Source organism: Rhodococcus sp. P1Y, from assembly GCF_003641205.1.
Lineage (GTDB): Bacteria > Actinomycetota > Actinomycetes > Mycobacteriales > Mycobacteriaceae > Rhodococcoides.
The window spans coordinates 339,191-364,403 of the sequence record NZ_CP032762.1 but is presented as its reverse complement, the minus strand read 5'-3'; the positions used below and the strand labels follow the sequence as shown (position 1 = coordinate 364,403).

Genomic DNA, 25,213 nt, shown 5'->3' with positions numbered 1-25,213 from the left:
CAGGAGCCCAGTTATGACCCCCTCTGTCGCATCCGATGGGTCGATTCCGATCTACCGAGTCACGGCCCTGCGCCAAGGGTGGCTCGAGGTGGACCGCAGCTCCCAGACATACCTGCACGGCTACGGCGAATCCCTCTGGGTGCCGGTATGGGCCTACCTCGTTCAGGGCGAGGCGATCCCGAACATCCTCGTCGACACCGGCATTGCTGATCCCGGCTGGGTCACCGACGCAGTCGCACCGTGCCGACAGTCGGCGGACGAAACCATCACCGGATCGTTACGCACACAGGGTCTCGAGCCCGAGGACATCGGGATTGTCGTCAACACGCACCTGCACTACGACCACAGCGACAATAATCCGCTCTTCGCGCACGCCAAGTTCTTCGTATCGCGTATCGAATGGGACAGTGCAGCAGAACCTTTCGAACTACAGGAAGACATCTACACAGGCCGATGGCTCGCCGGAGCTCTCACGCCGTTCCACTACACGTTGATCGAGGGCAAGTACTTCGACATCGCCCCCGGCATCCGACTGATGCAGACCCCTGGGCACTGCCCGGGTATTCAGACGGTCCTGGTCAACACCGCTGAAGGGGTCGCGGCGATCTGCGGCGACACGATGAACTCGCCCGAGAACATCAGACTCAACACGCCACCGGGTATCGTCACCGACGTCGTCGCGGCAATGGACTCCATTCACCGCATCGTCGCCAACTCCGACGTCGTGCTGACCGGGCACGACCCAGGCCTCGACCACGGCCAGAACTCGGCTTTTCCTCGTGTCGACGATTTCAGCCCAGCGGCAGGCAGGACACCGAGCGCTGGGGATGGTGAGCGGATCGTTGCGGCTACCGTCGGGCCTGCCTGACGCGATTGGCTAGCCGCCTACGGCGCAGGCGTCACTCACACAAAAGGTTCCCGAGGTTGATCGGTCGCGAGCTGGGTACCTTCCGGCATGGACGATTCGCGCGAAGGACCCGAAGACGGCGATTCCGGAGCCGATCAATCCACCCCGGTGTTCCAGCCACCTGAACTTCGGACCGCGGACGACCGTGCCGCAACGCGGCTCGAGCTGTTCTTCGACCTCGCCTACGTACTGGTCGTCCACCAGCTCGCGATAGGTCTCAAGGACGATCTGGGTGTGCACGGGGTAGCTGTGTTCGCCGGGTTGTTCGCGATCACGTGGTGGTCGTGGGTAACCACGACGTTGTATGCCAACCGGTTCGACACCAACGATGTTCTCTACCGGGTGCTCAAACTCGCCGCCACCTTCGCGGTCGCGGTGATGGCGGCGAGCGCGACCACGGCCATCGGGGGTAGTGGAACGGTTGCGTTCGGCATCGGCTACATCGCGACGCGAGTGATTCTTGCCGGCCTCTACTTCCGTGCGTGGCGCCATATCGCCGACGTGCGCGTCACCATCGACCTCTATCTCGCGGCGACGGTCATCAGCGCGATTATCTGGACGATTTCGCTGTTCATGCCAACCCCGGTTACGTACATCCTGTGGGCGGTGGGTATTGCTGTCGAGGCGGCGGCTCCGTTCGCGGCCACCCGGTGGGGCCAGAATGTGCCGTTGCACCTCGACCACCTTCCGGAGCGATTCGGACTCTTCGTCATTCTCGTTCTGGGGGAGTCTATTTCGGCCGTCGTGCTCGGAATGCACGACACGTCGTGGGCGTGGTCGTCGCTCTCGGTGGCGGCGTTGGGGTTCACCATCGCGGCTGCAGTGTGGTGGATGTACTTCGACATCGCCGGTGCCGAAGCGAAATTCGAGATTCAGGACGACGACGAGGCGGTGGGCAGCGGCCGCGCCGACGGCTATATCTACGGGCACCTTCCCCTCACTCTGGGGATCGCCCTGCTCGGTGTCGGGATCCAGCAGTACGTTCTGCATCCCGTCGGAGAACTCACCGACGCCGGCCGCTGGATCCTCTGCGGCGGGTAGCTCTGTTCGTCGTCGGAATCAGTTCTATCCTCGGATGGAGCTCGGGTGACTGGAAGACGGTTGTCCCGTGGCCGGGGTTGGCCATTCCGGTTGTGTTGGTCCTGGGCGCCGTCGACAACGCTCTTCCGTTCGCGTCCGCGATCGTGCTCGCTCTTGGTGCCATCCTCGCAGTGGTCACCGGAATCATTCGGCGGCAACGAAGTGCCGTCGAGACCTCTGAAACCTGACCCTAGGACGCCCGCTCGAACGTATCGTCTCGGTACCGACACTTGCGTCCGGCATGGCCGCTGAAGACAGCGCAACACAGACAGGTGAGGGTGGTTTAGATTAGGGGATCCAAACTACGCTCGAAGGAGACTCGATGAACCCTGTGGTGAATCGACGGACTGCGTTGTCGATGACGTTCGTGTCGGTCGGCGGTCTCGTCGTTGCCGGCTGCACCAACGGCTCGACGGCACCAGTGGAGACTTCGGACTTCGATTCGCATGCGGAGAACGGCGCGTTCCCTGTGACGATCGAGCACAAGTTCGGGTCGACGACCATCGACGCCCCTCCTGCTCGTATCGCTGCGGTCGGCATCGGCGATTCCGACGTCCTGCTGTCGTTGGGTCTGACGCCGGTGTTGGTTCCGGTGTGGAAGGGCTCGACCGACGACGGCATCGGCATCTGGGCCGAACCGACCGTCAAGGGCGACGACCCGGTAGCACTCGCGAATGCGACAACCGGGTTCGATGTGGAGACAATCGCCGCCGCATCCCCTGATCTGATTATCGCCGTCAACAACGCCATCGACGAGAACGTCTATGCACAGCTCAGCGCCATCGCGCCGACGGTGCTGCACGCTGCCGATCAGACCGACTGGGTGCTACCGTGGCAGGAAGTGACCACCAGAATTGGACGCTCGGTGGGCCAGCCGAGCGCGGCTCGAGCTGAGGTAGATCGCGTCGAAACCCTTGTGTCACAGGCTCGCATCGACAACCCACAGTTCGTCGGAAAGACGGCAGCGTTGGTGATCAGGTGGAGTGACGGCAACCTACGCGCATTCAGTCCGAACTCGGCGCGGGCCCAGCTGTTGACAGCACTCGGCTTCGAGCCTCCCGCCGCGTTGGCCTCCCGCTTCGAGGGCAAGCTGAATACCGAACTGTCGGCCGAAAGCTACAGCCTGCTCGAATGCGACTACCTGTTCTTCGACAATTACGAACTGGCTCGCGGGTCGATGGAGTCGCAGGAGACGTTTACCAATCTGGGCGTCGTCCGCAGCGGTGGATTGATCGCACTGGATCCGATTGTTTCCGACGCGGTTTCGATGCCGAACCCGTTGACCATCCCGTTCGTGTTGTCGGCGTTCATCGACGACATCAAGGCAGTCGACGCGGCCAGATAGCGTCCGATATCGACGACCAGATGCCGAGCACGAGCGCAGGCGCGGCGATGCAGCCGGCGACCACCAACCATGGGGTCGCCGCTGCTACGCTGCCGTCGTCGAGGCGGTCGTAGAGATACCCGACACCGATCGTGCCGATCAGCGACAGGCATCCGCCGATGGTGTTCAACAGCCCGAAATGTGCACCGAGATAACGTTCCCCGGCAGTTTTGGCGAGCGTGTCTCGCATCGACGGCACCATCAACATCTGCCCGAGGTGCAGTAGTGCGATCCACCCTGCAATCTGCAGATACGGCCACACCGAATCTGTGAGGTTCCCGGGCCCGAAGGCCGGAATCACGAACGATGCCGCCATCACGGCCAATCCGATAGTCGTTGCAGCCCGCGATCCCATTCGCGCCGCAACGGCAACCATCGGCCGTTGACCGACGATCACCAGTACCGCTGCACCCACGTAGAACCAACCGAGTAGGTTCTGCGAGCCGACTCGCAACGATAGTTGCTCGGGCAGCATCAGATACAGCTGCGCGAGCGCGACGAACTGCGCGCTGCACAGGGTGGCCAGGACGACGTAGCGGCGATTGCTCAGAACCGCGCGCCATACCCGGGTGATGGAAGTGCCGACGACGCTGTCGCCTTCGGTTGCGGTGGGAAACAGGAAGTAGAAGCCGATCCACATTCCGGCGAACAGGACCGCGGCAACTGCGGCCGAGGCCGAGAACGGAAAAATCAGGAGCACCGCTCCCAGTGCGGGCCCGAGGACGGTGCCGAGCCGACTGCTCATCTGTTCGTAGCCGAACAGTTCCGTGCGCTTCATAACACCTGAGTCTTCGAGCTGTCGGCCGATGTCGGCGTTGGCCGATTCCACCGCCGGCGCGAACAGCGCAGCGGCGAAACCGATCAGCAGAATCCCGACGATCACCGCAGCGAGGCTGCTCGCAACGGCCAGCGTAACGAAGCCGACAATGCGTATTGCTATGCCCCACAGAATGACCGGTCTACGCCCGAAGCGATCGGCGATGCTGCCGCCGAGAAAGAACATGCCCTGCTGACTGAACGTGCGCAGACCCAAGACGAGCCCGACGATCCAACTCGCGAACCCGAGCTCCTCGGACAGGTGCACCGCAAGAAACGGAACCACCAGATAGAACCCGACATTGAACAACACCATCGACGCCAGCACGAGCTTGACCACCGGCGGAAGGTCACGCAGTCGACCTCGCGCCGAGGCAGAACTGGGTCCAGGGTTGATCGTCACGAGCGTCGACACTACTGGCGCGGTGGCCGATGTAGTGGGCTGGCCGAGTCGGACCGTCGCGGGGTCAGGCCGGACACTGCTATTTCGAACAGTGTGTGTCGAACGTCGACCGGTCGACCTCGATGAATGGGTGGTGGTCGTAGTACTCACATGTGCAGTCCACGACGTCACAGAAGTATGGTCCGTCGCGGTCTTGCCCGGTCGGGCCCAGCACGTGTCGAGTCAGCGGATGATCACACGCAGCGCAGATGTACGCATAGACGTCCATGATGACGTACTCCGATCCGATGGGTGAACGTACGAGAAGACCCTACGAACTCTGATACGGCGGGCGCATCAGGGAACACCCCCTACCCCACCCTGAGACAGCAGGCGACGGCCACTCCCTTATGGGTGCCCCGAAGAAGTGCGTGCAAGCACCCGGCCCAAAGCCATTGCCGCAGTGCGGACCGCGGGGGCGAGCAGTTCCGGTGTGAACTGGTCCTTGGGTACCGACACCGACAGTGCCGCAATGGGTTCGCCGGCCAGCATCACGGGCGAAGCCAGGCAGCATCCACCAAGCGCGGCCTCCTCGCGCTCGATCGCGATGCCGGTACGGCGAATTGCATCCAGTTCGCGAGCGAGGGTTTTCGGATCAGTGATCGACATCGGCGTGTATCGACGCAGTGGACGGGAAAGGACCTCGTCCTGCACAGCCGGGTCCGCTGAAGCCAACAGCGCCTTCCCGACCGCGGTACAGGTCAGCGGTAACCGACCGCCGATCTGCGAGGGCAGAGGAAACGAGGAATGGCCGTGAATCTTCTCGACGTAGACCGCTTCGTGTCCGTCGCGAACCGCGAGGTGTACGGTCTGCTCGGTCACCGCGAACAGGTCCTGCATGAACGGCACCGCGGCAGTGCGCAGTCGGTGTTTGAGCCCGACGCGTTCCCCCAGTTCGAACAATGCCATTCCCAGCTCGAAGGTGTTTCCGCGACGTGTGAGCCAGCCGAGATCCGCCAGATCGACCAGCAACCGATGTGTGGTCGAACGCGGCAACCCCGTTCGGGTGGAGACCTCGGCCAGCGTCAGTGCCGCCCCGCGAGGAAACACGTCCAGCACCAGCGCTGATCGCTGCAGCACCGACAAGGCGTCCCGTTTCATGGGACGGATCCTATCCATATCGGCGACGTGGGAATAGCGTCGCACTCATGACCACTGTGGAACAGCACACGATCGACGACGCGGCCGCCCGCCTGGCCGATGCCGCGAAGACAGCCACACCGTGCGCGCCGGTCCGCGACCTCATCGGACGCGAGGACATCGATGCCGCATACCGCATCCAATCACGCAACATCGATGCATTGCTCAGGTCTGGCCGCACCGTCGTCGGCCGCAAGATCGGACTGACCTCGCCGGCCGTGCAGAAGCAAATGGGGGTCGATCGACCTGATTTCGGCGTCCTACTGGACGATTTCGACGTCTCCCGCGACGCCGAAGTGGATTCGGGGCGGCTGTTGCAACCTCGGATCGAAGCCGAAATAGCGTTCGTTCTCTCTTCGGACATCGACGAGCCCATCACGGCAGAGAATGCACCGTCGTTCGTCGACCAGGTCTTCGCGTCGTTCGAGATCGTCGACAGTCGGGTCGCGGGCTGGGACATCAGCTTGGCGGACACCGTCGCAGACAATGCTTCCTCTGGTCTGTACGTCCTGGGTGATTCCATCTCCCGCGGGGCTGCGCCAGACCTCACCGAGGTCACCATGACAATGACAGCCGACGGCGTGCAGGTCTCGTCCGGTAAGGGTTCGGACTGCCTCGGCAGCCCCTGGGAGGCGTTGGCGTGGTTGGCCAACACCTCCTTGTCCTATGGATCCCCCCTCCGCGCAGGCGAAGTGATTCTTTCCGGGGCCCTCGGCCCCATGGTTCCCGTAACCCCCGGCTCGACGTACGCCGCCTCCATTTCCGGAATCGGCTCCGTCACCGCAACCTTCAGCGCAACGAAAGCAGGACGAGAATGAGCAAGACCAAAGTAGCGGTGATTGGGTCCGGCAACATCGGGACCGATCTCGTCATCAAGTTGAAGCGCGTCGCGAAGAATGTCGAGATCGCCGTTCTCGTCGGCATCGACCCGGCGTCGGACGGTCTCGCGCGGGCACGTCGGTTGGGTATCAGCACTGTGGACTCGGGCGTGCAAGGACTGATCGAGCACCCCGAGTTCGCCGACATCGACATCATCTTCGACTCGACCTCCGCCAAGGCGCACATCGCCAACGAGGAAGCTCTCCGGCCGTTCGGCAAGCGACTGATCGACCTCACTCCTGCGGCGGTCGGGCCGTATGTCGTCCCGGCAGTGAATCTCGACGAGCATCTCGACGCACCCGATGTGAACATGGTGACCTGCGGTGGGCAGGCGACCATCCCCATCGTCGCCGCGATCTCGCAGGTGACGCCGGTGCACTACGCGGAGATCGTCGCCTCGATCGCGTCGAAGTCCGCCGGTCCCGGTACCCGCGCGAACATCGACGAATTCACCGAGACCACCTCGGAAGCGATCGAAAAGGTCGGGGGAGCGGCGCACGGCAAAGCCATCATCGTCCTCAACCCCGCCGAGCCGCCGCTGATGATGCGCGACACCGTTCTGGCGCTGGTATCGAACCCGGACCAGGACGCGATCCGTGCGTCCGTTCTGGACATGGTCGACAAGGTTTCGTCGTACGTGCCGGGTTACCGTCTCAAGCAGGAAGTGCAGTTCACCCAGCTCGACGACGAAGAATCCGTCGCCACCCTGACCGGCGGCGTGGACAAAGGACCCGGCCTGTGGAAGGTCTCGGTGTTCCTCGAAGTCGAAGGCGCCGCGCACTACCTGCCCGCATATGCCGGCAACCTCGACATCATGACCTCCGCCGCCCTGCAGGTAGCGGAGAAGATCGCGGAGAACGCAACACTGGAGGCAGCACGATGAGCAGTGGCATCACGACACGACCGAATGCAACCGACGGGGCGGCCCTGTACATCCAGGACGTCACGCTGCGCGACGGAATGCACGCTATGCGGCACCGCATCAGCCCCGAGAACGTCGCACGAGTAGCCAGCGCTCTCGACAGCGCTGGCGTGGACGCTATCGAGGTCACGCACGGTGACGGTCTCGCCGGCCACAGCCTGACCTACGGTCCGGGCAGCAACACCGACTGGGAATGGATCGAAGCGGCTGCCGCTGTGGTGCACCGCGCCAAACTCACCACCTTGCTGCTCCCCGGAGTGGGGACTGTGAAAGAACTCGAACACGCCTTCAAGCTCGGTGTCACCTCGGTCCGTGTGGCGACGCACTGCACCGAAGCCGACGTCTCCGCGCAGCACATCGGCAAAGCCCGCGAACTCGGAATGGATGTCTCCGGGTTCCTGATGATGTCGCATCTCGCCGAACCGGCTCAGCTGGCGGAGCAGGCGAAATTGATGGAATCGTATGGTGCGCACTGTGTGTATGTCACCGACTCGGGCGGCCGACTGACCATGAACGGCGTCCGTGACCGAGTGCGCGCGTACCGGGACGTTCTCGACGCCGACACCCAGATCGGAATCCACGCACACCAGAATCTGTCGTTGTCGGTGGCGAACTCTGTTGTGGCAGTGGAAGAAGGCGTTACCCGAGTCGACGCATCTCTCGCCGGCCACGGGGCAGGTGCGGGCAACTGTCCGATCGAGCCGTTCGTTGCGGTGGCCGACCTGAATGGGTGGAAGCACAATTGCGACTTGTTCGGTCTGCAGGACGCGGCCGACGACATCGTTCGACCGTTGCAGGACAGGCCAGTTCAGGTCGACCGCGAAACGCTGACCCTCGGGTACGCCGGTGTCTACTCGAGCTTCCTCCGTCACGCCGAGGCGGCTGCGAAGCAGTACGGACTCGACACCCGAGCGATCCTGCTCGCGGTCGGTGAGCGCGGACTCGTCGGCGGTCAGGAAGACTTGATCACCGACATCGCCCTCGACTTGGTTGCGTCCAAGAGCTGACAGGCAAGCCCGCGGAGATCTCACACGTGTTGCCCCTGATCGTGCGTGTTGCGTCCGGTCGCCGAACCGGACGCAACCACGGGACAGGATGTTGTTAGGCTCACCTTCCTAAGATCCCAGGAGGCGCAGTCGGCGTCGGGACCACATCTGCGGAGGCTCACGTTGACTTCTCGATCGTACGACTGGCGGCGGGTCGGCCTCAGTGCCCTTGTTGCGGTGACTGCTGCTGCGTTGGTCGGGGCGTGTGCGGGCACGTCGACCGAGGACACTCGCTCGTCCAGCACTGTCGTGACGGACTATTTCGGTGAGGTCGAGGTACCTGCGGATCCGGTCAGAGTGGTTGCTGCGGACCCTGTTTCATTGGCGATGATGCTGGCGCTCGACTCACCGCCGGTTGCGGCGTCGTTCAATCCGTTGTCGTTGCCTCCGCATTTGCAGCAGTCAGGTACCGACATTGTGAACGTCGCCGGCGAAGGTGGCGGGTTCGACCCGAATATCGAGTCGATCCTGGCGCAGGATCCGGATCTTGTGATCATGGTCGCCGGATACGACGGTGAAGGTGAGCAGGCATGGAACAAGCAGACGTACGACCGGATAGCTGCCAGTGGGGTACCCACGTACGGCTTTGCCTACAACGACGGGGTATCGATCGAGGACGTCTCGGCCGGCCTGGCCCACGTCGGCGACGCGTTGGGATTGCAGGACCGTAGCGAGACCTTGATGTCTGAGCTAACCGAACGTGTGGATGCCCTGCGGACCCGAGTTGCCGCTGCTGGTCTCGCCGAACGGCCGGTGTCGGCCGTGCGGCTCAGCGCTGGCGGCGAGTATTCGATCCGGGTCGGCACGGGCGAGAGCATCGCGTTCCGTGGGCTGGGAATGACGCAGCCAGAGGGCCAGCGTGATCCGAGCCTGTTTCGCATCGACATATCCGAAGAGAATCTGAACGTCCTGGACTCCGCGGACGATCTGTTCGTCTACACCGACACGGGCGCCGACGCCGAGAGGGCAGCGATCGAGGCCTCGCCGTTGTGGCCGACGCTTCGTGCGGTGCAGAACGGCCGGGTGCACTGGGTCGAGGCGAGTGTGTGGAACGCATCGGATCCGATCGGGTTGAACAAGATTCTCGACGACATCGAAGCGAAGTTCATCGAGCCGAACGAGCAGTGATGGGTACATCTCCGTCGGGGTACATCACCGCTCGGGTAGCCGAGGTCACTCGCCTGTCGCCGTCGTTCATCCGTGTCGTGTTCGACAACCCCGAACCGGAGCAGTTCGTGTCCAGCGGCGTGCCCGACGAAATCGTGCACCTGTACTTTCCGGCCGACGGCGAATCTGCGCCACCTTCGATGGAGTTCAACGGCGAAACCCTGGGCCATCATCGACCCGAGGACGTTCGGGAATGCAGAAACTACACCGTCCGCCGGTGGGACCGAGACACCATCACTATCGATTTCGTCGACCACGGTGGCGGAGTTGCGTGTTCGTGGGCACGCTCGGCGACGCCCGGCCAGTATCTCGGAATGTGGGGGACTCGTTCCTGGTACCGACCTCCCGGCGATACCGACTGGATGCTCCTCGCTGCTGATCTCCCTGGAATCCCGGCCATGCTGCGGGTCATCGAACAACTTCCGCCCGGACAACGTGCACTTGCCATTGCGGAGGTTGCCCACGCCGACGACGTTCTCACGGTGAACAGCGTCGCCGACGTGACCGTCGAGTGGTGTATCGGTGGAAACGACCGAGCAGAATCGCAACTTGCACAACGGGTGACATCACACCCCGTGCCGGACGGGCCAGGGTACGTGTGGTTCGCCGGAGAAGCTTCGGTGGGAAGAGCTGTGCGCAAGCACTTTCGTAAGGATTCACCGGTACCCCCGAACCGGCTCGCGATCGTCGGATACTGGCGCGCCGACAAACAAGAATGGCTCGATCGGTACCGCGACAAGTCCGAGCAACTCATGACCGAATTCGAACGCATCGACAATTCGAGCATTGGCGATGCCGAAGCCGAACTGTACTGGGATGAAATCCTCGAACGCGAAGGATTGTGACGGCTCGCGAAACCTGCTCCGTGCGTGGGTAGTTACGTTCCTCTGTCATTACGCACGCACGGGTCAGGGCTCGCCGTACATCTCTTCGATCTCATTGCGGTAGTTCGAATGTAGTGTCCGGCGCTTCAGCTTCATCGTCGGCGTCAGTTCGCCGCGGTCCACGGTCCACTCGGACGGCAGGACGGCCCACTTCTTGATGTGCTCGACACGCGAGACGGCCCGGTTCGCGACGGCAACTGCACGCTCGATTTCCTCCGCGACGAGCGGATGTCCCGCCGGGTCGCTGGCAGTCGACACGCCTCTGGAGGTCAACCAGCGCTGTGTTTCCTCTGGATCGAGGGTCACCAGCGCGACCAGATAGCGTCTGTTGTCGCCGTACACAAGTGCTTGCCCGATCAGCGAGCTCCTCAACAAGCGGGCTTCGATGTTGTTCGGGCCGATGTTCTTTCCGCCGGCCGTGATGATCAGTTCTTTCTTACGGTCCGTGACACTGAGAAACCCGTCGCCGTCGATCGTTCCCACGTCGCCGGTGCGGAGGTAACCATCGTCGGTGAACAAGGCCTCGTTCGACAGACCTCGATATCCCGACGTGTTGAACGGGCTACGGATGAGAATTTCGCCGTCGTCGTCGATCCGTATTTCGACGCCCGGTAGTGGTTCGCCGACGGTGCCGATCTTGATCCGGCCTGGCCGGTGGCTGACGGTTGCGCCGCAGGTCTCGCTCAATCCGTACACCTGATGCAGGGGTATTCCGAGTGCGAGGAAGAATTCTTGGACATCCGGTGACAGAGGGGCACCACCGGTGACGGCGTGCGCGCACTGATCGAGTCCGAGTCCGGCGCGAATCATCGCGAACAATCCTTGATCGGCCTCGCGCGCCCGCGATTCCATCTCTGGGTCGACCGACTCGCTGTTCAGTCGCGCCAACGCCACCGTGCGCGCGTCCGACATCGCCTGGTCCACGGCGCGCCTCTGCTCTTCGCCCACCTCGCTCAATTTGACCGTCAGCGAGGACCGAATCTTTTCCCATACGCGGGGCACGCCGAAGAACATGGTCGGCTTCGTCCGCTGTAGCGATGGAAGGAGATCGTTCATATCAGCGCAGAAGGCCGTCGTGCCACCCAAGTGCAGGGGGAGGTACAACGAGCACACTCGTTCAGCGATGTGCGCCAACGGCAGATACGACAGGAAACGAGGGTTGGTGGGGAGTGAGAAGTGTTGTGAGGCAGATTCGCACGCGGCCACGAGTTGGCGGTGAGTGAGGGGCACACCCTTCGATGGTCCCGTTGTGCCCGAGGTGTAGATGAGTACGGCGGGTGCATCGGGATCGATCTGTACCGCAACGTCATTGGAAGAACGCCCCAGTTCCAGGAGCCCGCTCCACGTGATCACTCGGCAGTCGAGGTCGCCGGGTTCGCTCACGTCGTCGGTCAACACGATGAGGCGGAGCGACGTCATCGACGCAAGCGTGGCTCTGAACCGTTCGAGCCCGATCGAATCGAGGATCAGGGTGCCGATATCGGAATCCTCGGAGATATGCCGCAGTTGATCGTCGGATGCGGTGGCGTACACAGAAGTCGTACATGCGCCGATGTGCAGAGCGGCGAGGTCGCCGAGGATGTGCTCGACCCTGTTGGCTAGAAGTAGCCCAACGGTTTTCGATGGCTCGACGCCGAGGGCGATCAATCCTGCGGCGGCCTCGCGAACCACGGTTCGAGCCGCACTCCAGGACCACTCGTGGTCACCGTCGACATACGCGAGAGCCTCGGGATCGGATTCTGCCCGCAGCGTCAGCATGTCGCACGCCGTCGTGCTCACTGCCCGGTCCATTCAGGATCGCGCTTCTGCAGGAACGCGGTGATTCCCTCGACCACGTCGTGTGTGGTCGTGAGCTGATCGAGTTCCTTCTGGTTCTGCAGCCACGAATCTTCCTCGTGGGCTTGCGCATTGTCGACGATACGTCGGGCGAGTCGCTTGGATGCACGCACCGCCAGCGGAGCGCCCGCCGCGCACAGGCGTGCAAGTTCCATCGCCGCGTTCATGACGTCGTCCGGCTCGACGACGCGGTTGACCAATCCCCACGTCGCGGCCGTCTGCGCTGTCATGGGCTTGCCGGTGAGCAGAAGTTCGAGCGCGATGTGTTCCGGTATCGCGGACATGAGGCGAAACGTTCCGCCTGCTCCCGCGATGAGGCCGCGGTGAACTTCCGGCAATCCGAACGACGCCGTAGTCGAGGCCACGACCATGTCCGACGCCAGAGCCAGCTCTGTTCCTCCTCCGAGCGCCGAGCCGTTCACAGCCGCAATGACGGGCACGGAAATCGGATGGCGGACGATGCCGGCGAATCCCCAGTGTGCCGTTTCCGGTGGGGTCACGGCGCCTGGGCCACCGGTACCGAGAGCCTTGAGGTCGGCACCGCCGCAGAACGTCGTCGTTCCGGCCCCGGTGAGAACGATCGCTCTGATATCGCGGTCTGCCTCGGCGGATTCCCAGGCCTCGCCTAGCAACGTGTGCACGCGTGCGTTGATGCTGTTCGCGGCTTTGGGGCGATCGATGGTCACGACGAGTACGTGCCCGACGCGTTCGGTCCTGACGACTTGTTCAGTGCTCTCGTACACGAATGTGCCCTTCGACTGATTCGATAGTTATTGTGGTGCCGACTATTTCGGTGGGAGTGGAAGTTCGGTACAGCGACAGCCTCCGCGCGCTCTCGGTGTCACCGGGGGCAGTCTGGGCGGCGATGCGTCGGCCGTGGGTGTCCCGGGCGACCAGGAAGGCCTGAGCGGGTTCCTGTTGCCGAGAATGTTCGACGGACACTGTTTCCACAGTGACGTCGCCGCTCTCGGCGTGTGCCCGTGCCGGCGAATCGTGTTCGACCGCCACAGGTTCAGGGCTTCCGATGTATCCGTTGGAATGCTCGATGTCAGCCAGCAGTATCGAATGCTGATACGTCATGTAGCCGCCGTTCGCATGCACCAGCGCGCAGTGCTTGCCGGCGCGGATCGCGCGGACAGATGCAGCGATCGAGTGAACCGAGTGGCTGCTGAGCGGCCCACCGAATGACGAATGACCCCCAGTGACGCTGGGAACCAACGACTCCAGTGTACCGAGATGCCGGGTAGCGAGTGTAGGGACGATCGGAAAGCAACTGTAAACGTCCAGAACATCGATCTCGTCGACGCCGGTCGATGCAGCATGCAGTGTCCGGTCCAGTGAAGATTCCAGTGCGCGTGAGCGCCCGAAGCTGCTGCGGTCCAGGATGTCCGTGGTGTCGTCGGCTCCGGCGCCGCCCCAGACGTACACGATGTCGTCCTCCGGCACTCCATGTTCGCGCGCTTCGGCGAGGCTCGTCACTATCAGGCATGCTGCCTGGTCGACGAACGGCATTGCGTTCATGGACAACGGATACGGTTCGCAGACCACGCGGTTCTTCTGTGAGGGGGTGCCGATGTCCTCGGCGGTCCGTGCCTTACCGTTCCACGAGTACGGGTTGCTCTCGGCGACGCGAGAAAATGCCGCATACAATTCGCTGCATCGCGCCATCTGCGCCTGCGGACTCTCCGAGATCTCGAACCTGAGGCGGTTCTCGAACAACGGATAGATTCGCACGGGGGTGATGAGGCCTGCGAGTTGCATTGCCGGACTGCCGAGTTGATCCAGGTCGAAGCTCGGCGGTCCGCCCGGATCTGCTGCCCATCCCTCGTCGGCGGGGTTTCGTCCGCTCTTGGTCATCGCGCTCACCGAGGCTTGAGCTTCACCGCCCGCTACCACCGCAACGGTCGATTCTCCGAACGCGATGCGTGATGCCGCTCGATCCAGAAGTCGCGTCGGCCACTGTCCTCCGATCGGGGCGTCGAACAGATCGGTGGGCTGAGCACCGAACTTCGATGCCAGCGTGGCGGCGGGGTGAGCGTAGGACCAGCTTGCGATGTGACAGACGGAGATGCTGTCCGCGCGGGTGATCCAGGGTGCTGCCGCTACCCCGGAGACCGATTCCGCGGCGCGGCGGATGAGCTCGAGAGGTTCGAGGTTCAACGGGGTTCCGCAACCGCTGACCTCGCCGACGCCGATGATCACCGGAATGCGGTGTGGGTCGTTCATGGCTTGTTTCGTCTGTGGAGCATCAATGGAACCTATTACAGACAGTGACTGTCCGCAATGCCTGTGGATGCGACACTATGTCGGTGAGCGAAGAATCTTCGGTTCGACGGGGCCGACCGCGCGACCCGCACCTCGAGGAACGGGTGTACGACGCGGTCCTCGAGGTGTACTGGGAACGAGGGTGGTCGGGGTTCACGCTCGATGCTGTCGCGCGCACGGCGACGGTCGGAAGGGCGGCACTGTATCGGCGCTGGGCGTCCAAGGGTGATCTGCTGGTCGACGCCCTCGAAGCGCGTAGTCCGCTTGCCGAACCGATCGATCTCGGGACTCTTCGGGCCGACCTGGTCGAACTCGCTGTCCAACTATTGACGGGTTACCGGGGAACCGCCGGCCTGGTGAGCCTGAGAGTCGCACTCGACGCGCGGGTTCACCCCGATCTTCTCGGGCACATGATGGACACGCTCAACAAGAGCCGACTGGTTGCCGCTCGGTCCATCGTGCACCGCGCGCAGCAGAGAGGTGAGGCGTCCGAGTCGGTCGATACAACTCGAATCCTCGAGTTGGTGACGGGCGCCGTCCTCAGTCACGTCATCTTCTCGCATCAGAAGGCCGGCGCGCAGACGTCCGAAACCGATCGCCTGTACGCCGAAAGCATGGTCGACGCCGTGCTCGGTGGTATCTGTATCTGATTCGCCTCATGCCCTGTCCATGACGCTGTGGCTCCGAGGTACGAACCCGCGTCCGATTCAGTGGCCCGTCACGTCGAGGGCGGCACTGACGATGGAATCGGTGTCGATGTGGTGGTACTCGTACACCTCATCGAGAGACCCGACCTGGCCGAAGTTGCTGACCCCCAACGATGTCGACGCCACTCGGTTGACGGTGGCCAGGAACGCCAAAGTGTGTGGATGGCCGTCGAGCACCGTCACCATCGGTGTCGCGCGATCTGCTGGTAGGAGCTGGTCGAGGATCCACGTATCGCCGTCGCCGTGCCCCTGCCTGGCTTGCAGTGCGCGGTAGAGCTGGCCGGGACTGGTGATGCAGAGGACGTCGGCGATGACTCCGGCCTGTTCGAGTCGGTCGGCGGCGGCCAACGCCTCGGTCATCAACGCACCCATCGCAGCGATGGTGACCCTTGCGCCGACGCGTCGGACAAGCGCGTAGCCTCCCGCGACGACCTGTCGACGACGACGTTCGCGTGCCGCAGGATCCGCTGGAACGTCGGCGAGGCTCTGATCCACTGGGCGGGTGGACAATCGGAGGTATGCCGAGGTGCCGTCCGGGCGCCCGAGTCGGCCGATGCTGGCGAGGAGAGTCCACTCGACGTCGATGGCAAAAGCCGGCTCGTACGCGATGCAGCCTGGCTGCTCCAATCCGATCGATGGCGTCTTGATCGATTGGTGCGCACCACCTTCCGCAGCAAGAGTGACTCCCGACGGGGTCCCGACGAGGATCGACTGCCCGCCGGCGTAGATGCCGTAGGACCAGGGCTCGAGGGCGCGTTCGACGAACGGGTCGTACATGACGCCGATCGGGAACAGGGGCTGTCCCCACCTGCTCCAGGTCGCGCCGAGTTCGCCCATCAGCCCGACAAGGTTGGTCTCGGCGATGCCGAGTTCCATGTGTTGACCCGTGGGGTTCTCTCGCCAATGCATGATGGTCTCGGAGTCGTCTTCGAACCAGTCGCGGCGCTCGGTCGACGACCACACGCCGACTTTGTTGACCCATCCGCCGAGGTTCGTCGTCGAACTGACATCCGGACTGACCGTCACGACGCGTGCGGCTGCCTCGGGTGCATCGCGCGTCAGATCGATCAGGACGCGGCCGAGCGCGGCTTGAGTCGTCGCAGTTCCCTTGGGCGTTCGTCCGATGTCGACCGGAATGGCTGGGGGAGCCGACACCGGCACAGGTTCTCTGTGCAGACGACGTGCGGTGTCCGCGCACAGTGCTGCCGACGGTGAATCAGCGGGGAACCGCGACCACGGCTCGGCCGGATCGGCGCCGAGCGTTTCGGCCAGAGCGGCATACTCGTCGACGGTCAGCAACGACGAGTGGTTCTGCGGATGGCCCTGAGTCGGCAGCCCGAAGCCTTTGACGGTGTACGCGATGATGACGGTTGGTCGACCGTCGTCGATCCGGGAGTATGCGTCCCGCAACGCTGCCATGTCGTGGCCGCCGAGATTGCGAATGGATTCGGTCAGCACTGCGTCGTCGAGGTCGGCGATCACCGTGGTGATGGTCTCAGCGTCGGGACCGTCACCGGGAAGCCGGGTCCGCACTTCGTCCGGCGAGCACCGCAGAAGCCGTTGATACTCGGGGTTGGGCATGTCGACTATGCGTCGACGAAGAGCCTCGCCGCCCGGGCGTGCGAAGAGGTCTTCGAGAAGTCGACCGAACTTGACCGTGATGACCTGCCAGCCTGCCGCGTCGAACATCTTCTCGAGGCGCCCCGCCGCGATGTTGGGGACGACCCGGTCGAGTGACTGGCGATTGAGATCGACGATCCACACGATTTCACCGAGTTCGGCGATGCCGGGATCGAGAATGGCTTCCCAGACGGCACCCTCGTCGAGTTCGGCGTCGCCGACCAGTGAGTACTGTCGACCGGCTCCGGCGCCGCCGAAGCTGGTTTCGACGTACCGGCGAGACAGCGCACCCCAGATCGGCGCGGTGGCACCGATGCCCACCGAGCCGGTGGAGTAGTCCACTGGGTCGGGATCTTTGGCGCGCGACGGGTACGACTGCAATCCGCCGAAGGAGCGAAGCGTCGTCAAGTACTTCTCGTCGAGCTCGCCGAGAAGGTAGTTGATGGCGTGTAGAACCGGGGACGCATGCGGTTTGACCGACACCCGGTCCCCGGATTCGAGTTGCTCGAACCACAGCGACGTCATGATCGACACCATCGATGCACAGGAGGCTTGGTGACCACCGACTTTGAGCCCGGTGTGGTTGGGGCGAATTCGGTTGGCGTGATGGATGATCGATGTCGAGAGCCACAGCACCTTCTCTGCGATCTCGTGCAGATCGTCGCGAGCGATCCGCGGCGAATTCTGCGCGGCGGGAATGATGCTGGTCAAAGCGCTGCTCCTGTCGTGCCGAGAGAACCGAATGTGCAGACCGCGCTCAGTCGATCAGATTCCGCCGATGTGCACAACGCTTGCATCCGAAACTGAGCGTTCCGCACGGTTTTGGTCTTAGTTCATGTGGGGTGGCTGGTCACAATGCTCAGTCGTCCATGAGTCCGAATCCGTCCGGGTAACTGTTCGCACGACCAGCTGTCCGACCTGACCGTTCGGGTAGTTCGGGACGGCGGGCGGATGGTTTGGTTCGAATCCTCTTGTAAGCGCTCGCCGCCGACCGCACAGTGAGTCAAGTCACACCGACTCACCAGGAGGATTTCGATGGCAATCGAGCTCAACCAAATTTGGGACTTTCCGATCAAGGAGTTTCACCCCTTCCCCCGTGCACTTCTGGGGGTGGGCGCGCACGACATCATCGGCGTCGAGGCGAAGAACCTAGGATTCAAGCGATCGCTGCTCGTGACGACCGGACTTCGCGGATCGGGCATCATCGAGGAACTGATCGGCAAGATCGAGTACCAGGGCGTCGAGGTCGTGCTGTTCGACAAGGTCGAGTCGAACCCCAAGGATTACAACGTCATGGATGCCGCCGCGATGTACCAGAAGGAGAAGTGCGACAGCATCATCTCCGTCGGCGGTGGATCGAGCCACGATGCAGCCAAGGGCGCTCGTATCGTCATCGCTCACGACGGCCGCAACATCAACGAGTTCGAAGGATTCTCCAAGTCCACGAACAAGGAAAACCCTCCGCACATTGCCGTATCGACAACCGCGGGAACGGGATCCGAAACGTCGTGGGCCTACGTCATCACGGACACCTCCGACATGGACAATCCGCACAAGTGGGTTGCCTTCGACGAAGCGTCCATCGTGACCGTCGCAATCGATGACCCACTGCTGTTCTACACCTGCCCTCAGCATTTCACCGCGTACTGCGGATTCGATGTCTTGGCGCACGGCAGCGAGCCGTTCGTGTCTCGGCTCGACTTTGCGCCGTCGCTCGGAAACGCGCTGTACTCGGTGGAACTCGTTGCGAAGAACCTGCGTGAGGCCGTGTACGAGCCTCGGAATCTGAAGGCCCGAGAAGGCATGATGAACGCGCAGTACATCGCAGGCCAGGCCTTCAACTCCGGCGGCCTCGGCATCGTGCACTCGATCTCGCACGCAGTGAGTGCCTACTTCGATTCGCACCACGGTCTCAACAACGCCATCGCATTGCCCAGGGTGTGGGAATACAACCTGCCTGCGCGATACGAGCGCTACGCACAGCTGGCGGGTGCGCTGGGAGTGGACACCAGGAATCTCACGACGGTGCAGGCAGCCGACGCGGCCGTGGAAGCAGCTATCCGCTTGGCGAAGGACGTCGGTATTCCCGACAACTTCGGCGAAGTCAACACGGCGCTGTACGACAAGAACCGGATGAACACCGGAAAGTACACGGGTCGAGGCGAAGTCATACCAGGCGACGAGAAGACGGTGCTCAAGATCGCCGAGCACATCCAAGGTGACTGGTGCACACCGGGTAATCCCCGTGAGGTCACCGTCGATTCGATGATTCCGGTCGTCGATCACGCCATCAATCTGTCGTACTGAGCCACAGGATCGAAGGAGTAACACAGTCATGACGTCGGCAGGCCTGAAAACATGCAGTGAATCGACATTGTCCGACAGCGCGGACACTGTCCGCGACGGACTTCGAGAGCAGGGCTACATCGCAGGCGACGATCTCGCCGTCGTAGTCCATCTTGCACTCGCGCTGGATCGACCACTGCTGCTGGAAGGGCCGGCCGGCGTCGGCAAGACCGAACTGGCCAAGGCGCTCGCCGCTGCAGGCGATCGTCGGCTGGTTCGCTTGCAATGCTACGAAGGGCTCGACGACAACCGAGCCCTGTACGAATGGGACTACGCCAAACAGCTGCTGCACGTGCAGATGCTGAAGGACCGCATCGGCGTCGAGCTGTCCACCGTCGACAGCACCGAAGAAGCATCGAGACTTCTCGCCGGCATGGACTTCGGTCTGTACTCCGAGAAGTTCCTGTCGGTACGACCACTTCTCGACGCGATCCTGTCCGAGGAGCCCGTCGTACTCCTCATCGACGAGGTCGATCGAACCGAGGAATCGATGGAGGCACTGCTTCTCGAGATTCTCGCGGAGAAGCAGATCACCATCCCTGAGATCGGTACTTTCACTGCGAGATCGAGCCCGTGGGTAATACTGACCTCGAACGACACTCGCGAACTTTCCGCTGCGTTGAAACGTCGCTGTCTGCACTTCTCGGTGGGATACCCGACGCCTGAACGTGAACGCGAGATCGTGTCCTCGCGTGCCCCCGAGGTCGAGGCAGCGACGGTGGCGGATGTCGTCGAATTAGCTCGGTCGCTGCGGGACCTGCCGCTGAGGAAGAGCCCGTCGGTATCCGAGGTGATCGATGCGGCGCGTGCGGCAATGCTGCTTGAGGGGCTCGACCCCGAACGCACGCGGGAAATCTTGATGGCAGCTCTGTTGAAGTACGGCAGCGATGTCGACCTCGTCCGCCAACGTGGCTCGACACCCCCGGTCGACCCCGGCGAGCGGGCCGTCGAACAACCTCGGGCCAGCGTCGCTTCGAGGCCTCCCAACACGACGACCGCTGCCTTCCGCGGTACCGGAGGGCGTGATCCTCGAAGCTCGGACAGTCAGGCCCGGCGCGGCGGAACCGGCCGAAGATGACGGGCGCACCGGGCTATGTGCTCGATGTGATCTCGGCCGTCTTCGGACGGATTCTGCGCAAGCACGGTGTTGCCGCGTCGCCGGCCGAGATCATCGAGGTGCGCCGAGTCCTAGGTCTTCTCGGAGCGAGTGACCTTCCGGTTCTGGAATCGGCCCTACGAGCGACGTGCGCGAAATACTCACACGAAAGCGTCGGTTTCGATGCGGCTTTCGCGCAGTTGTTCCGTCCGAGTCCCGTCGCCGAGCTCGACGAGCACCGACCTGGTCGGAGGTCGGAACCCGAGGGCCTTCCCACCGATCTCGACATAGCGAACAACGACGAGGATGCCGGTCGATACGCCGACTACAACGAGCAAGCCGCGGAAGTCGGTGAATTCTTCGATTCGCCCGACGCAGACAAGGGCTTCAATCCGCACAAGGACGACGACGACTTCTCCGTCACCGGTAGTGATTCGGAGCTCGCGGTGGACACCGAGAGCGACAGCGGACGACGCGGCGTGTCGTTCACTGTCGACGTGGATCGTGCCGACTCGGCTACCGTCGGCGACCTGTCCTCGGCCCAGGCAATGACGTCTCGGGGAACATTGAGCTGGGACGATCCAGAAGGGATTCTGTCCTGGCTCGACGCGTACGACCCGAACAGGATGTACAGCAATCAGGGTGACGACGACCCGCTGACTGCGGCGCAGCTGGAGAAGTTGATCGATGCGGTCGAGGCGTTCGTCGACGCGATAGCAGCCACCGAGCGCAGCGTTGCGAGTACATCCGCGGCTCCCGAAGCCGATATGCCCTCCCGCGCAGAAGTGAACGATGCGTGCCGAGAAGTGCTGCGGCGCATGCGGGGAACACCCAGGCCGCGGCCGAGGGAGGCGACCAACGGTCGGCTGAACATGCGTCGAACGGTACGGGCAAGCATGCGCACCGACGGCATCCCGTTCCACCTCATGGTGGACAAGCCTGTACCGGAACGAGTTCGATTGCTCATTCTTGCCGACGTATCGCTGTCGGTGCGGCCGATTACAGCGTTCACGCTGCGCCTGGCGCAGGCGATGCGACACCGCGTCAGCAGGTGCACAGTCTTGGCGTTCGTGGACAGTCCGGTCGACGTCACGGATTTGCTTGCGCGCAGTACAGGTGACGACGCGCTCGCGTCGGTTCTTGCCGCGCCGGAACTGGATCTGGAGGCCAGCAGTGACTACGGGCGAACCTTCGAGGAACTCCTGACGACGCATGGCTCGAAGGTCACCTCACGAACCTCGGTATTGATCGTCGGTGACGGTCGGTGCAACGGTCTTCCTCCTCGCGTCGACAAGCTCGAGGAACTCGCCCGTAAGGTCCACCGTCTGGCGTGGGTCACTCCTGAGCAGGAGCGGTACTGGCATCAGGCGTCGTGCGCGATGGGCGACTACGCCGAGGCATGCGATGGAGTAGTCACGGCGAGGGATGCGCGCCAACTCGTCCAACACGCACCCGAGCTCGGAAATGCTCTGCGCTGAACCGACGATGCCTCTCACCCCCGAGTGGGAGTGTTCTCGGTGGTGTTCGTTTCGCCGATGGGGCGAAGGGCCTTCATGACTGCGAGCGAGCACAACAGAAGCAGGGCGACGAGGAGTAGCGCACGCAGGACGTCCCCGTGGCCTCCGAGGAATCCGATGAGAGGCGGACCGGCGAGGAAGGCGAAGTAGCCGATGGACGCCACGACGCTCACGCGGGCAGCAGCAGCGGCAGGTTCGTCCGCCGCTGCGCTCATCGCCACCGGGAAGCCGAGTGACACACCCGAACCCCACAGGAAGGCTCCCAGAAATGCAAGCGGCACAAACGGGCTGAACACGAACAGCACTACACCTACCGCGGATACAGCTGCGAGAACCCGAAGCACCGGGACGCGCCCGTACCGGTCGAGGAGCCCGTTGCCGAACCACCGTACGAGAGTCATGGCGACCAGGAACGTGGTGAACGCGAGTGTGCCGGTCACGGGAGAAGAGTCGTAGCCGTCGATCAACGCGATATTGAGCCAGTCGTTACCGCTGCCTTCGGCGAACGCAAAGGACAGAGCAACCAGACCGATGAGAAGGGTCCGCGGTTCCTTCCACCGTGCCAGGGCGTGCGGCTTCTTCGCTGGTCGAGAAGATTCGACCGGTTCCTGCGCTTCCTCGTCGAGAAACTTGCGCACTCCCAGGGGAATTGCGACGGCGATTATCGCCGCGACGGCCAGCAGGTGCACCGTGACCGAAATGCCCAGCGCCACCATCAATGCGCCGATCAAGGCCCCGAGAACCGTTCCGGCACTGAAGCCGGCGTGGAAACGCGGCATGATCGAACGCCCCAACTGCCGCTCGGCGACGGCCCCGTGCACGTTCATCGCGACATCCCAAGCGCCCATGGCGAAGCCGAGTACGAACAACCCTATGAGCAGCGGGACGACGCCGAGGAGATATCCCGTGGAGATGATCACCAAGCCGATCGCAAGTACGATCGACATCACAGTTACGGTGCTCCGGGAACCGAAGCGGTTCACGATCATTCCCGCTGTCGGAAGAGCGATGAGGGAACCGACGGCGATGGCAAGCAGCACAATTCCTAGATCGGCCGAGGTGAGCTCGAGTCGGTCCCGGACCTGCGGTATCCGCGACGCCCAACTCGCGAAAGCGCTTCCGGCTCCGATGAAAGCGACGTAGGTAGCTCGTACCGCCGACGTCGTACGGGCAGTTGCACGGACGAGCTCAGACACTGTGGACCACGATTCCGTTCTCCTTCAGTCGGGCGAGCGTTGCGGGTGGTGCTGTGCTGTCGGTGACGACGATGTCGTAGGTGGTGACAGGACCCACGACGGCCATCGCGGAACGTCCGAACTTCGACCCGTCGAGAACCAGGATTCGCCGTGTCGCCGCGGCACCGATTGCTTGTTTGACGGCGCAGTCGCCGAGGTCGTAGGCCGTGACGTCGCCGCTGTCGGTGACGCCGCAACAGCCAAGGACCGCAGTGTCGAAGCGAAGGGCGGCGATCGACGCGAGAGCCAGCGGCCCGGTCATGGTCAGCTCGCCCATCCGAACCTCCCCGCCCGGCAGTATCAGTCGGGTGTCGGCATCCGACGCCAACGCCGATGCCACGTGAAGCGACAACGGCATGATGGTCATTCGACGTCCCGACAACGCCCGCGCGACCTCGAAGGTGGTGGTGCCGCTGTCGAGCGCCACCGCTTCGCCGTCACCGATCAGTTCTGCGACCGCTTGCCCCAGCTTCTTCTTGGTCGAGGTGGACTCGATCGTCCGCATGGAGTACGGCAGCTCGTCCCCTCGCATCAGGGTGCTGACCGCGCCCCCTCGAACACGTCTCGCAACCCCACGCTCGACGAGTTGATCGAGGTCTCGCCTGATGGTCATCTCTGCAGTCCCGAACCGAACTGCCGCATCGGCGACCAGAATCCTGCCGTCGTGTCTGAGAATATCGACCAGTGCACTGGCGCGGTCGTGTGCGTCCATGGTTCGAATGGTACATCCATGATGTTCATACGCACTCGACAGGTGTTCGTTTGTGGGGGGTGTGGCTACCGTTCCTGGAGCTAGGCAGGAAGTGCAATAGTTTCTGCCATGGCACGGGACGTCGCGAGAACGGTGCGAGGCATTACCCTTCAGCAGTTGCGCTACTTCGTAGAAGTGGCCGCCGAGGGGTCCATCAGTGCCGCGGCGGACTTGCTTTACGTCGCGCAGCCGACCATGTCGGCCGCGCTGAAGGATCTCGAACGTCGCGTGGGTCGTACGCTCTTCGTTCGCTCGACGCGTGGGGTGACGCTCACTGAGGACGGGGCCGAATTTCTCGGCTACGCGCGCCAGGTGGTCGAGCAATCGGAACTCCTGGAACAGCGGTACCTCGGCCGAGGGCCCGCCCGCCGACTCTTGGCCGTCTCGACTCAGCACTACTCGTTCGTCGTCGACGCCTTCGTCCGCATGGTGGAAGCGTCCGAGGCTCCGGAGTATTCGTTCAGTCTTCGAGAGACCCGCACGTGGGACATCATCGAGGATGTTCGTACGCTCCGAAGTGAACTCGGTGTGCTCTATCGCAACGAATTCAATGCGAACGTCATCAACAAGCTTATTCGCGAAGCAGGGCTGGTTTTCACGCCGCTGTTTCTGGCATCACCGCATATCTTCATCGCCCGCACCAATCCCCTGGCGGGTCGAAAGAGCGTAGCGCTGAGTGATCTCGAAGATTCTCCGCGTCTCACGTTCGACCAGGGCGCGAACAATTCCTTCTACCTCTCCGAAGAGATTCTCTCGACCCGTTCGTCCAAGCGAGACATTCGGGTGAGCGATCGTGCCACCATCTTCAACCTCATGATCGGACTGGGCGGGTACACGATTTCCACCGGCATTGTCTCGGATGATCTCGATCCGTCCATTGTCGCCGTTCCGCTCGACGTGGACGATCGCATCGAGATCGGTTGGATCGGTCATGCCTCGGTGTCGTTGACCGTCCAGGCTCAGCGCTTCGTCGCGGAGATGCGCGACGTCGTTTCGGGCTTCGGTGTCGATCTGCTGACATAGCCTTTGCCTATAGCCAGTCATAATGTGCGGCAATTAGGCTATGCCTGCTGGTCTAGCTAGGTTGGTACTCAGTCCGCTTCGGACAGCCGCCTTCCCGTTTCTCGACCTGAGAATTCGGCCCGACCATCGAGTAGTTCGGTCGAAGTGCGC

General features: G+C 62.8%; 22 protein-coding genes. 14 read left to right on the top strand and 8 right to left on the bottom strand.

Annotated features, from left to right (window positions below):
• The first annotated feature begins 13 nt into the window (after positions 1 to 13).
• The 4 genes from D8W71_RS01740 to D8W71_RS01730 all read left to right on the top strand — a co-directional run bounded on the left by D8W71_RS01740 (position 14) and on the right by D8W71_RS01730 (position 3,332).
• Complete coding sequence (locus D8W71_RS01740) at positions 14 to 868, top strand: N-acyl homoserine lactonase family protein (RefSeq protein ID WP_161965380.1); 855 nt, start codon at positions 14 to 16, stop codon at positions 866 to 868.
• 87 nt (positions 869 to 955) lie between these two features.
• Positions 956 to 1,948 carry a low temperature requirement protein A gene (locus tag D8W71_RS01735; RefSeq protein ID WP_236077665.1) on the top strand — a complete coding sequence of 331 codons (993 nt, stop codon included), beginning with the start codon at positions 956 to 958 and terminating at the stop codon, positions 1,946 to 1,948.
• A 77-nt stretch (positions 1,949 to 2,025) separates the two neighbouring features.
• Complete coding sequence (locus tag D8W71_RS27785; RefSeq protein WP_236077664.1) at positions 2,026 to 2,175, top strand: hypothetical protein; 150 nt, start codon at positions 2,026 to 2,028, stop codon at positions 2,173 to 2,175.
• Positions 2,176 to 2,309: 134 nt separating this feature from the next.
• Positions 2,310 to 3,332: an ABC transporter substrate-binding protein gene (locus tag D8W71_RS01730; RefSeq protein ID WP_121110455.1), complete on the top strand. Its 1,023-nt coding sequence runs from the start codon at positions 2,310 to 2,312 to the stop codon at positions 3,330 to 3,332.
• Here the strand turns inward: D8W71_RS01730 and D8W71_RS01725 are convergent.
• Complete coding sequence (locus D8W71_RS01725; RefSeq protein ID WP_236077663.1) at positions 3,307 to 4,590, bottom strand: MFS transporter; 1,284 nt, start codon at positions 4,588 to 4,590, stop codon at positions 3,307 to 3,309. The two genes, D8W71_RS01730 and D8W71_RS01725, sit on opposite strands and share 26 nt — an antisense overlap.
• Positions 4,591 to 4,977: 387 nt before the next feature.
• Positions 4,978 to 5,730 carry an IclR family transcriptional regulator gene (locus tag D8W71_RS01715; protein ID WP_121110451.1) on the bottom strand — a complete coding sequence of 251 codons (753 nt, stop codon included), beginning with the start codon at positions 5,728 to 5,730 and terminating at the stop codon, positions 4,978 to 4,980.
• A 47-nt stretch (positions 5,731 to 5,777) separates the two neighbouring features.
• On the opposite strand from D8W71_RS01715, the gene D8W71_RS01710 reads away from it, so the two are divergent.
• From D8W71_RS01710 to D8W71_RS01690, 5 genes are all read left to right on the top strand, one after another.
• Entirely contained in the window at positions 5,778 to 6,587 is an 810-nt protein-coding gene (locus D8W71_RS01710) for a 2-keto-4-pentenoate hydratase (protein ID WP_121110449.1), read from the top strand.
• Positions 6,584 to 7,531 (top strand): acetaldehyde dehydrogenase (acetylating), encoded by a 948-nt coding sequence (locus D8W71_RS01705; protein WP_121110446.1) that lies wholly within the window; start codon positions 6,584 to 6,586, stop codon positions 7,529 to 7,531. Before D8W71_RS01710 ends, D8W71_RS01705 begins: the two co-directional genes overlap by 4 nt.
• Positions 7,528 to 8,577 (top strand): 4-hydroxy-2-oxovalerate aldolase, encoded by a 1,050-nt coding sequence (gene dmpG / locus D8W71_RS01700; RefSeq protein ID WP_121110444.1) that lies wholly within the window; start codon positions 7,528 to 7,530, stop codon positions 8,575 to 8,577. The genes D8W71_RS01705 and dmpG overlap by 4 nt, the downstream gene beginning before the upstream one ends.
• A gap of 162 nt (positions 8,578 to 8,739) precedes the next feature.
• A complete protein-coding gene (locus tag D8W71_RS01695; RefSeq protein WP_153275284.1) occupies positions 8,740 to 9,744 on the top strand; it encodes an ABC transporter substrate-binding protein in 1,005 nt (334 codons plus the stop codon).
• Positions 9,744 to 10,628 carry a siderophore-interacting protein gene (locus D8W71_RS01690; protein ID WP_121110440.1) on the top strand — a complete coding sequence of 295 codons (885 nt, stop codon included), beginning with the start codon at positions 9,744 to 9,746 and terminating at the stop codon, positions 10,626 to 10,628. The genes D8W71_RS01695 and D8W71_RS01690 overlap by 1 nt, the downstream gene beginning before the upstream one ends.
• A 63-nt stretch (positions 10,629 to 10,691) precedes the next feature.
• On the opposite strand, the gene D8W71_RS01685 is transcribed toward D8W71_RS01690, so the two are convergent.
• From D8W71_RS01685 to D8W71_RS01675, 3 genes are read right to left on the bottom strand one after another with little or no spacing between them, the layout of a single operon-like run.
• Complete coding sequence (locus D8W71_RS01685) at positions 10,692 to 12,446, bottom strand: AMP-dependent synthetase/ligase (RefSeq protein WP_161965379.1); 1,755 nt, start codon at positions 12,444 to 12,446, stop codon at positions 10,692 to 10,694.
• Positions 12,443 to 13,246 (bottom strand): enoyl-CoA hydratase-related protein, encoded by an 804-nt coding sequence (locus D8W71_RS01680; RefSeq protein WP_121110436.1) that lies wholly within the window; start codon positions 13,244 to 13,246, stop codon positions 12,443 to 12,445. Before D8W71_RS01680 ends, D8W71_RS01685 begins: the two co-directional genes overlap by 4 nt.
• Entirely contained in the window at positions 13,230 to 14,729 is a 1,500-nt protein-coding gene (locus D8W71_RS01675; RefSeq protein ID WP_121110434.1) for an acetyl-CoA acetyltransferase, read from the bottom strand. Before D8W71_RS01675 ends, D8W71_RS01680 begins: the two co-directional genes overlap by 17 nt.
• 77 nt (positions 14,730 to 14,806) lie before the next feature.
• On the opposite strand from D8W71_RS01675, the gene D8W71_RS01670 reads away from it, so the two are divergent.
• Entirely contained in the window at positions 14,807 to 15,418 is a 612-nt protein-coding gene (locus D8W71_RS01670) for a TetR/AcrR family transcriptional regulator (RefSeq protein ID WP_121110432.1), read from the top strand.
• 57 nt (positions 15,419 to 15,475) lie between these two features.
• Here the strand turns inward: D8W71_RS01670 and D8W71_RS01665 are convergent, their stop codons facing one another.
• Positions 15,476 to 17,797: a transketolase-like TK C-terminal-containing protein gene (locus D8W71_RS01665; RefSeq protein WP_236077883.1), complete on the bottom strand. Its 2,322-nt coding sequence runs from the start codon at positions 17,795 to 17,797 to the stop codon at positions 15,476 to 15,478.
• Between the two features lie 333 nt (positions 17,798 to 18,130).
• On the opposite strand from D8W71_RS01665, the gene mdo reads away from it, so the two are divergent.
• The 3 genes from mdo to madC are packed head-to-tail and all read left to right on the top strand — an operon-like array spanning position 18,131 to position 22,015.
• The gene (gene mdo, locus D8W71_RS01660) at positions 18,131 to 19,402 is read left to right on the top strand and encodes an NDMA-dependent methanol dehydrogenase (protein WP_121110428.1); all 1,272 of its coding nucleotides are present in this window, start codon (positions 18,131 to 18,133) and stop codon (positions 19,400 to 19,402) included.
• A gap of 28 nt (positions 19,403 to 19,430) precedes the next feature.
• Positions 19,431 to 20,519, top strand: a complete 1,089-nt coding sequence (locus D8W71_RS01655) for a MadB family AAA-type ATPase (protein ID WP_121110426.1) — start codon at positions 19,431 to 19,433, stop codon at positions 20,517 to 20,519.
• Complete coding sequence (madC, locus tag D8W71_RS01650; RefSeq protein WP_121110424.1) at positions 20,516 to 22,015, top strand: MadC family VWA domain-containing protein; 1,500 nt, start codon at positions 20,516 to 20,518, stop codon at positions 22,013 to 22,015. The genes D8W71_RS01655 and madC overlap by 4 nt, the downstream gene beginning before the upstream one ends.
• A 14-nt stretch (positions 22,016 to 22,029) precedes the next feature.
• Here madC and D8W71_RS01645 read toward each other — a convergent pair whose 3' ends face one another.
• Positions 22,030 to 23,250, bottom strand: a complete 1,221-nt coding sequence (locus D8W71_RS01645) for an MFS transporter (RefSeq protein WP_121110422.1) — start codon at positions 23,248 to 23,250, stop codon at positions 22,030 to 22,032.
• On the bottom strand, positions 23,243 to 24,001 hold the full coding sequence (locus D8W71_RS01640; RefSeq protein WP_121110420.1) for a DeoR/GlpR family DNA-binding transcription regulator: 759 nt from the start codon (positions 23,999 to 24,001) through the stop codon (positions 23,243 to 23,245). The genes D8W71_RS01645 and D8W71_RS01640 overlap by 8 nt, the downstream gene beginning before the upstream one ends.
• A 108-nt stretch (positions 24,002 to 24,109) precedes the next feature.
• On the opposite strand from D8W71_RS01640, the gene D8W71_RS01635 reads away from it, so the two are divergent.
• Positions 24,110 to 25,063, top strand: a complete 954-nt coding sequence (locus D8W71_RS01635; protein ID WP_121110418.1) for a LysR family transcriptional regulator — start codon at positions 24,110 to 24,112, stop codon at positions 25,061 to 25,063.
• Positions 25,064 to 25,213 lie beyond the last annotated feature (150 nt).

Bases quoted from the DNA above. Each gene is read 5' to 3' on its own strand.
- D8W71_RS01740 (WP_161965380.1), top strand. From the start codon at position 14: ATGACCCCCTCTGTCGCATCCGATGGGTCGATTCCGATCTACCGAGTC.
- D8W71_RS01735 (WP_236077665.1), top strand. From the start codon at position 956: ATGGACGATTCGCGCGAAGGACCCGAAGACGGCGATTCCGGAGCCGAT.
- D8W71_RS01730 (WP_121110455.1), top strand. From the start codon at position 2,310: ATGAACCCTGTGGTGAATCGACGGACTGCGTTGTCGATGACGTTCGTG.
- D8W71_RS01715 (WP_121110451.1), bottom strand. From the start codon at position 5,730: ATGAAACGGGACGCCTTGTCGGTGCTGCAGCGATCAGCGCTGGTGCTG.
- D8W71_RS01710 (WP_121110449.1), top strand. From the start codon at position 5,778: ATGACCACTGTGGAACAGCACACGATCGACGACGCGGCCGCCCGCCTG.
- D8W71_RS01705 (WP_121110446.1), top strand. From the start codon at position 6,584: ATGAGCAAGACCAAAGTAGCGGTGATTGGGTCCGGCAACATCGGGACC.
- dmpG (WP_121110444.1), top strand. From the start codon at position 7,528: ATGAGCAGTGGCATCACGACACGACCGAATGCAACCGACGGGGCGGCC.
- D8W71_RS01690 (WP_121110440.1), top strand. From the start codon at position 9,744: ATGGGTACATCTCCGTCGGGGTACATCACCGCTCGGGTAGCCGAGGTC.
- D8W71_RS01675 (WP_121110434.1), bottom strand. From the start codon at position 14,729: ATGAACGACCCACACCGCATTCCGGTGATCATCGGCGTCGGCGAGGTC.
- D8W71_RS01670 (WP_121110432.1), top strand. From the start codon at position 14,807: ATGTCGGTGAGCGAAGAATCTTCGGTTCGACGGGGCCGACCGCGCGAC.
- mdo (WP_121110428.1), top strand. From the start codon at position 18,131: ATGGCAATCGAGCTCAACCAAATTTGGGACTTTCCGATCAAGGAGTTT.
- D8W71_RS01655 (WP_121110426.1), top strand. From the start codon at position 19,431: ATGACGTCGGCAGGCCTGAAAACATGCAGTGAATCGACATTGTCCGAC.
- madC (WP_121110424.1), top strand. From the start codon at position 20,516: ATGACGGGCGCACCGGGCTATGTGCTCGATGTGATCTCGGCCGTCTTC.
- D8W71_RS01640 (WP_121110420.1), bottom strand. From the start codon at position 24,001: ATGGACGCACACGACCGCGCCAGTGCACTGGTCGATATTCTCAGACAC.
- D8W71_RS01635 (WP_121110418.1), top strand. From the start codon at position 24,110: ATGGCACGGGACGTCGCGAGAACGGTGCGAGGCATTACCCTTCAGCAG.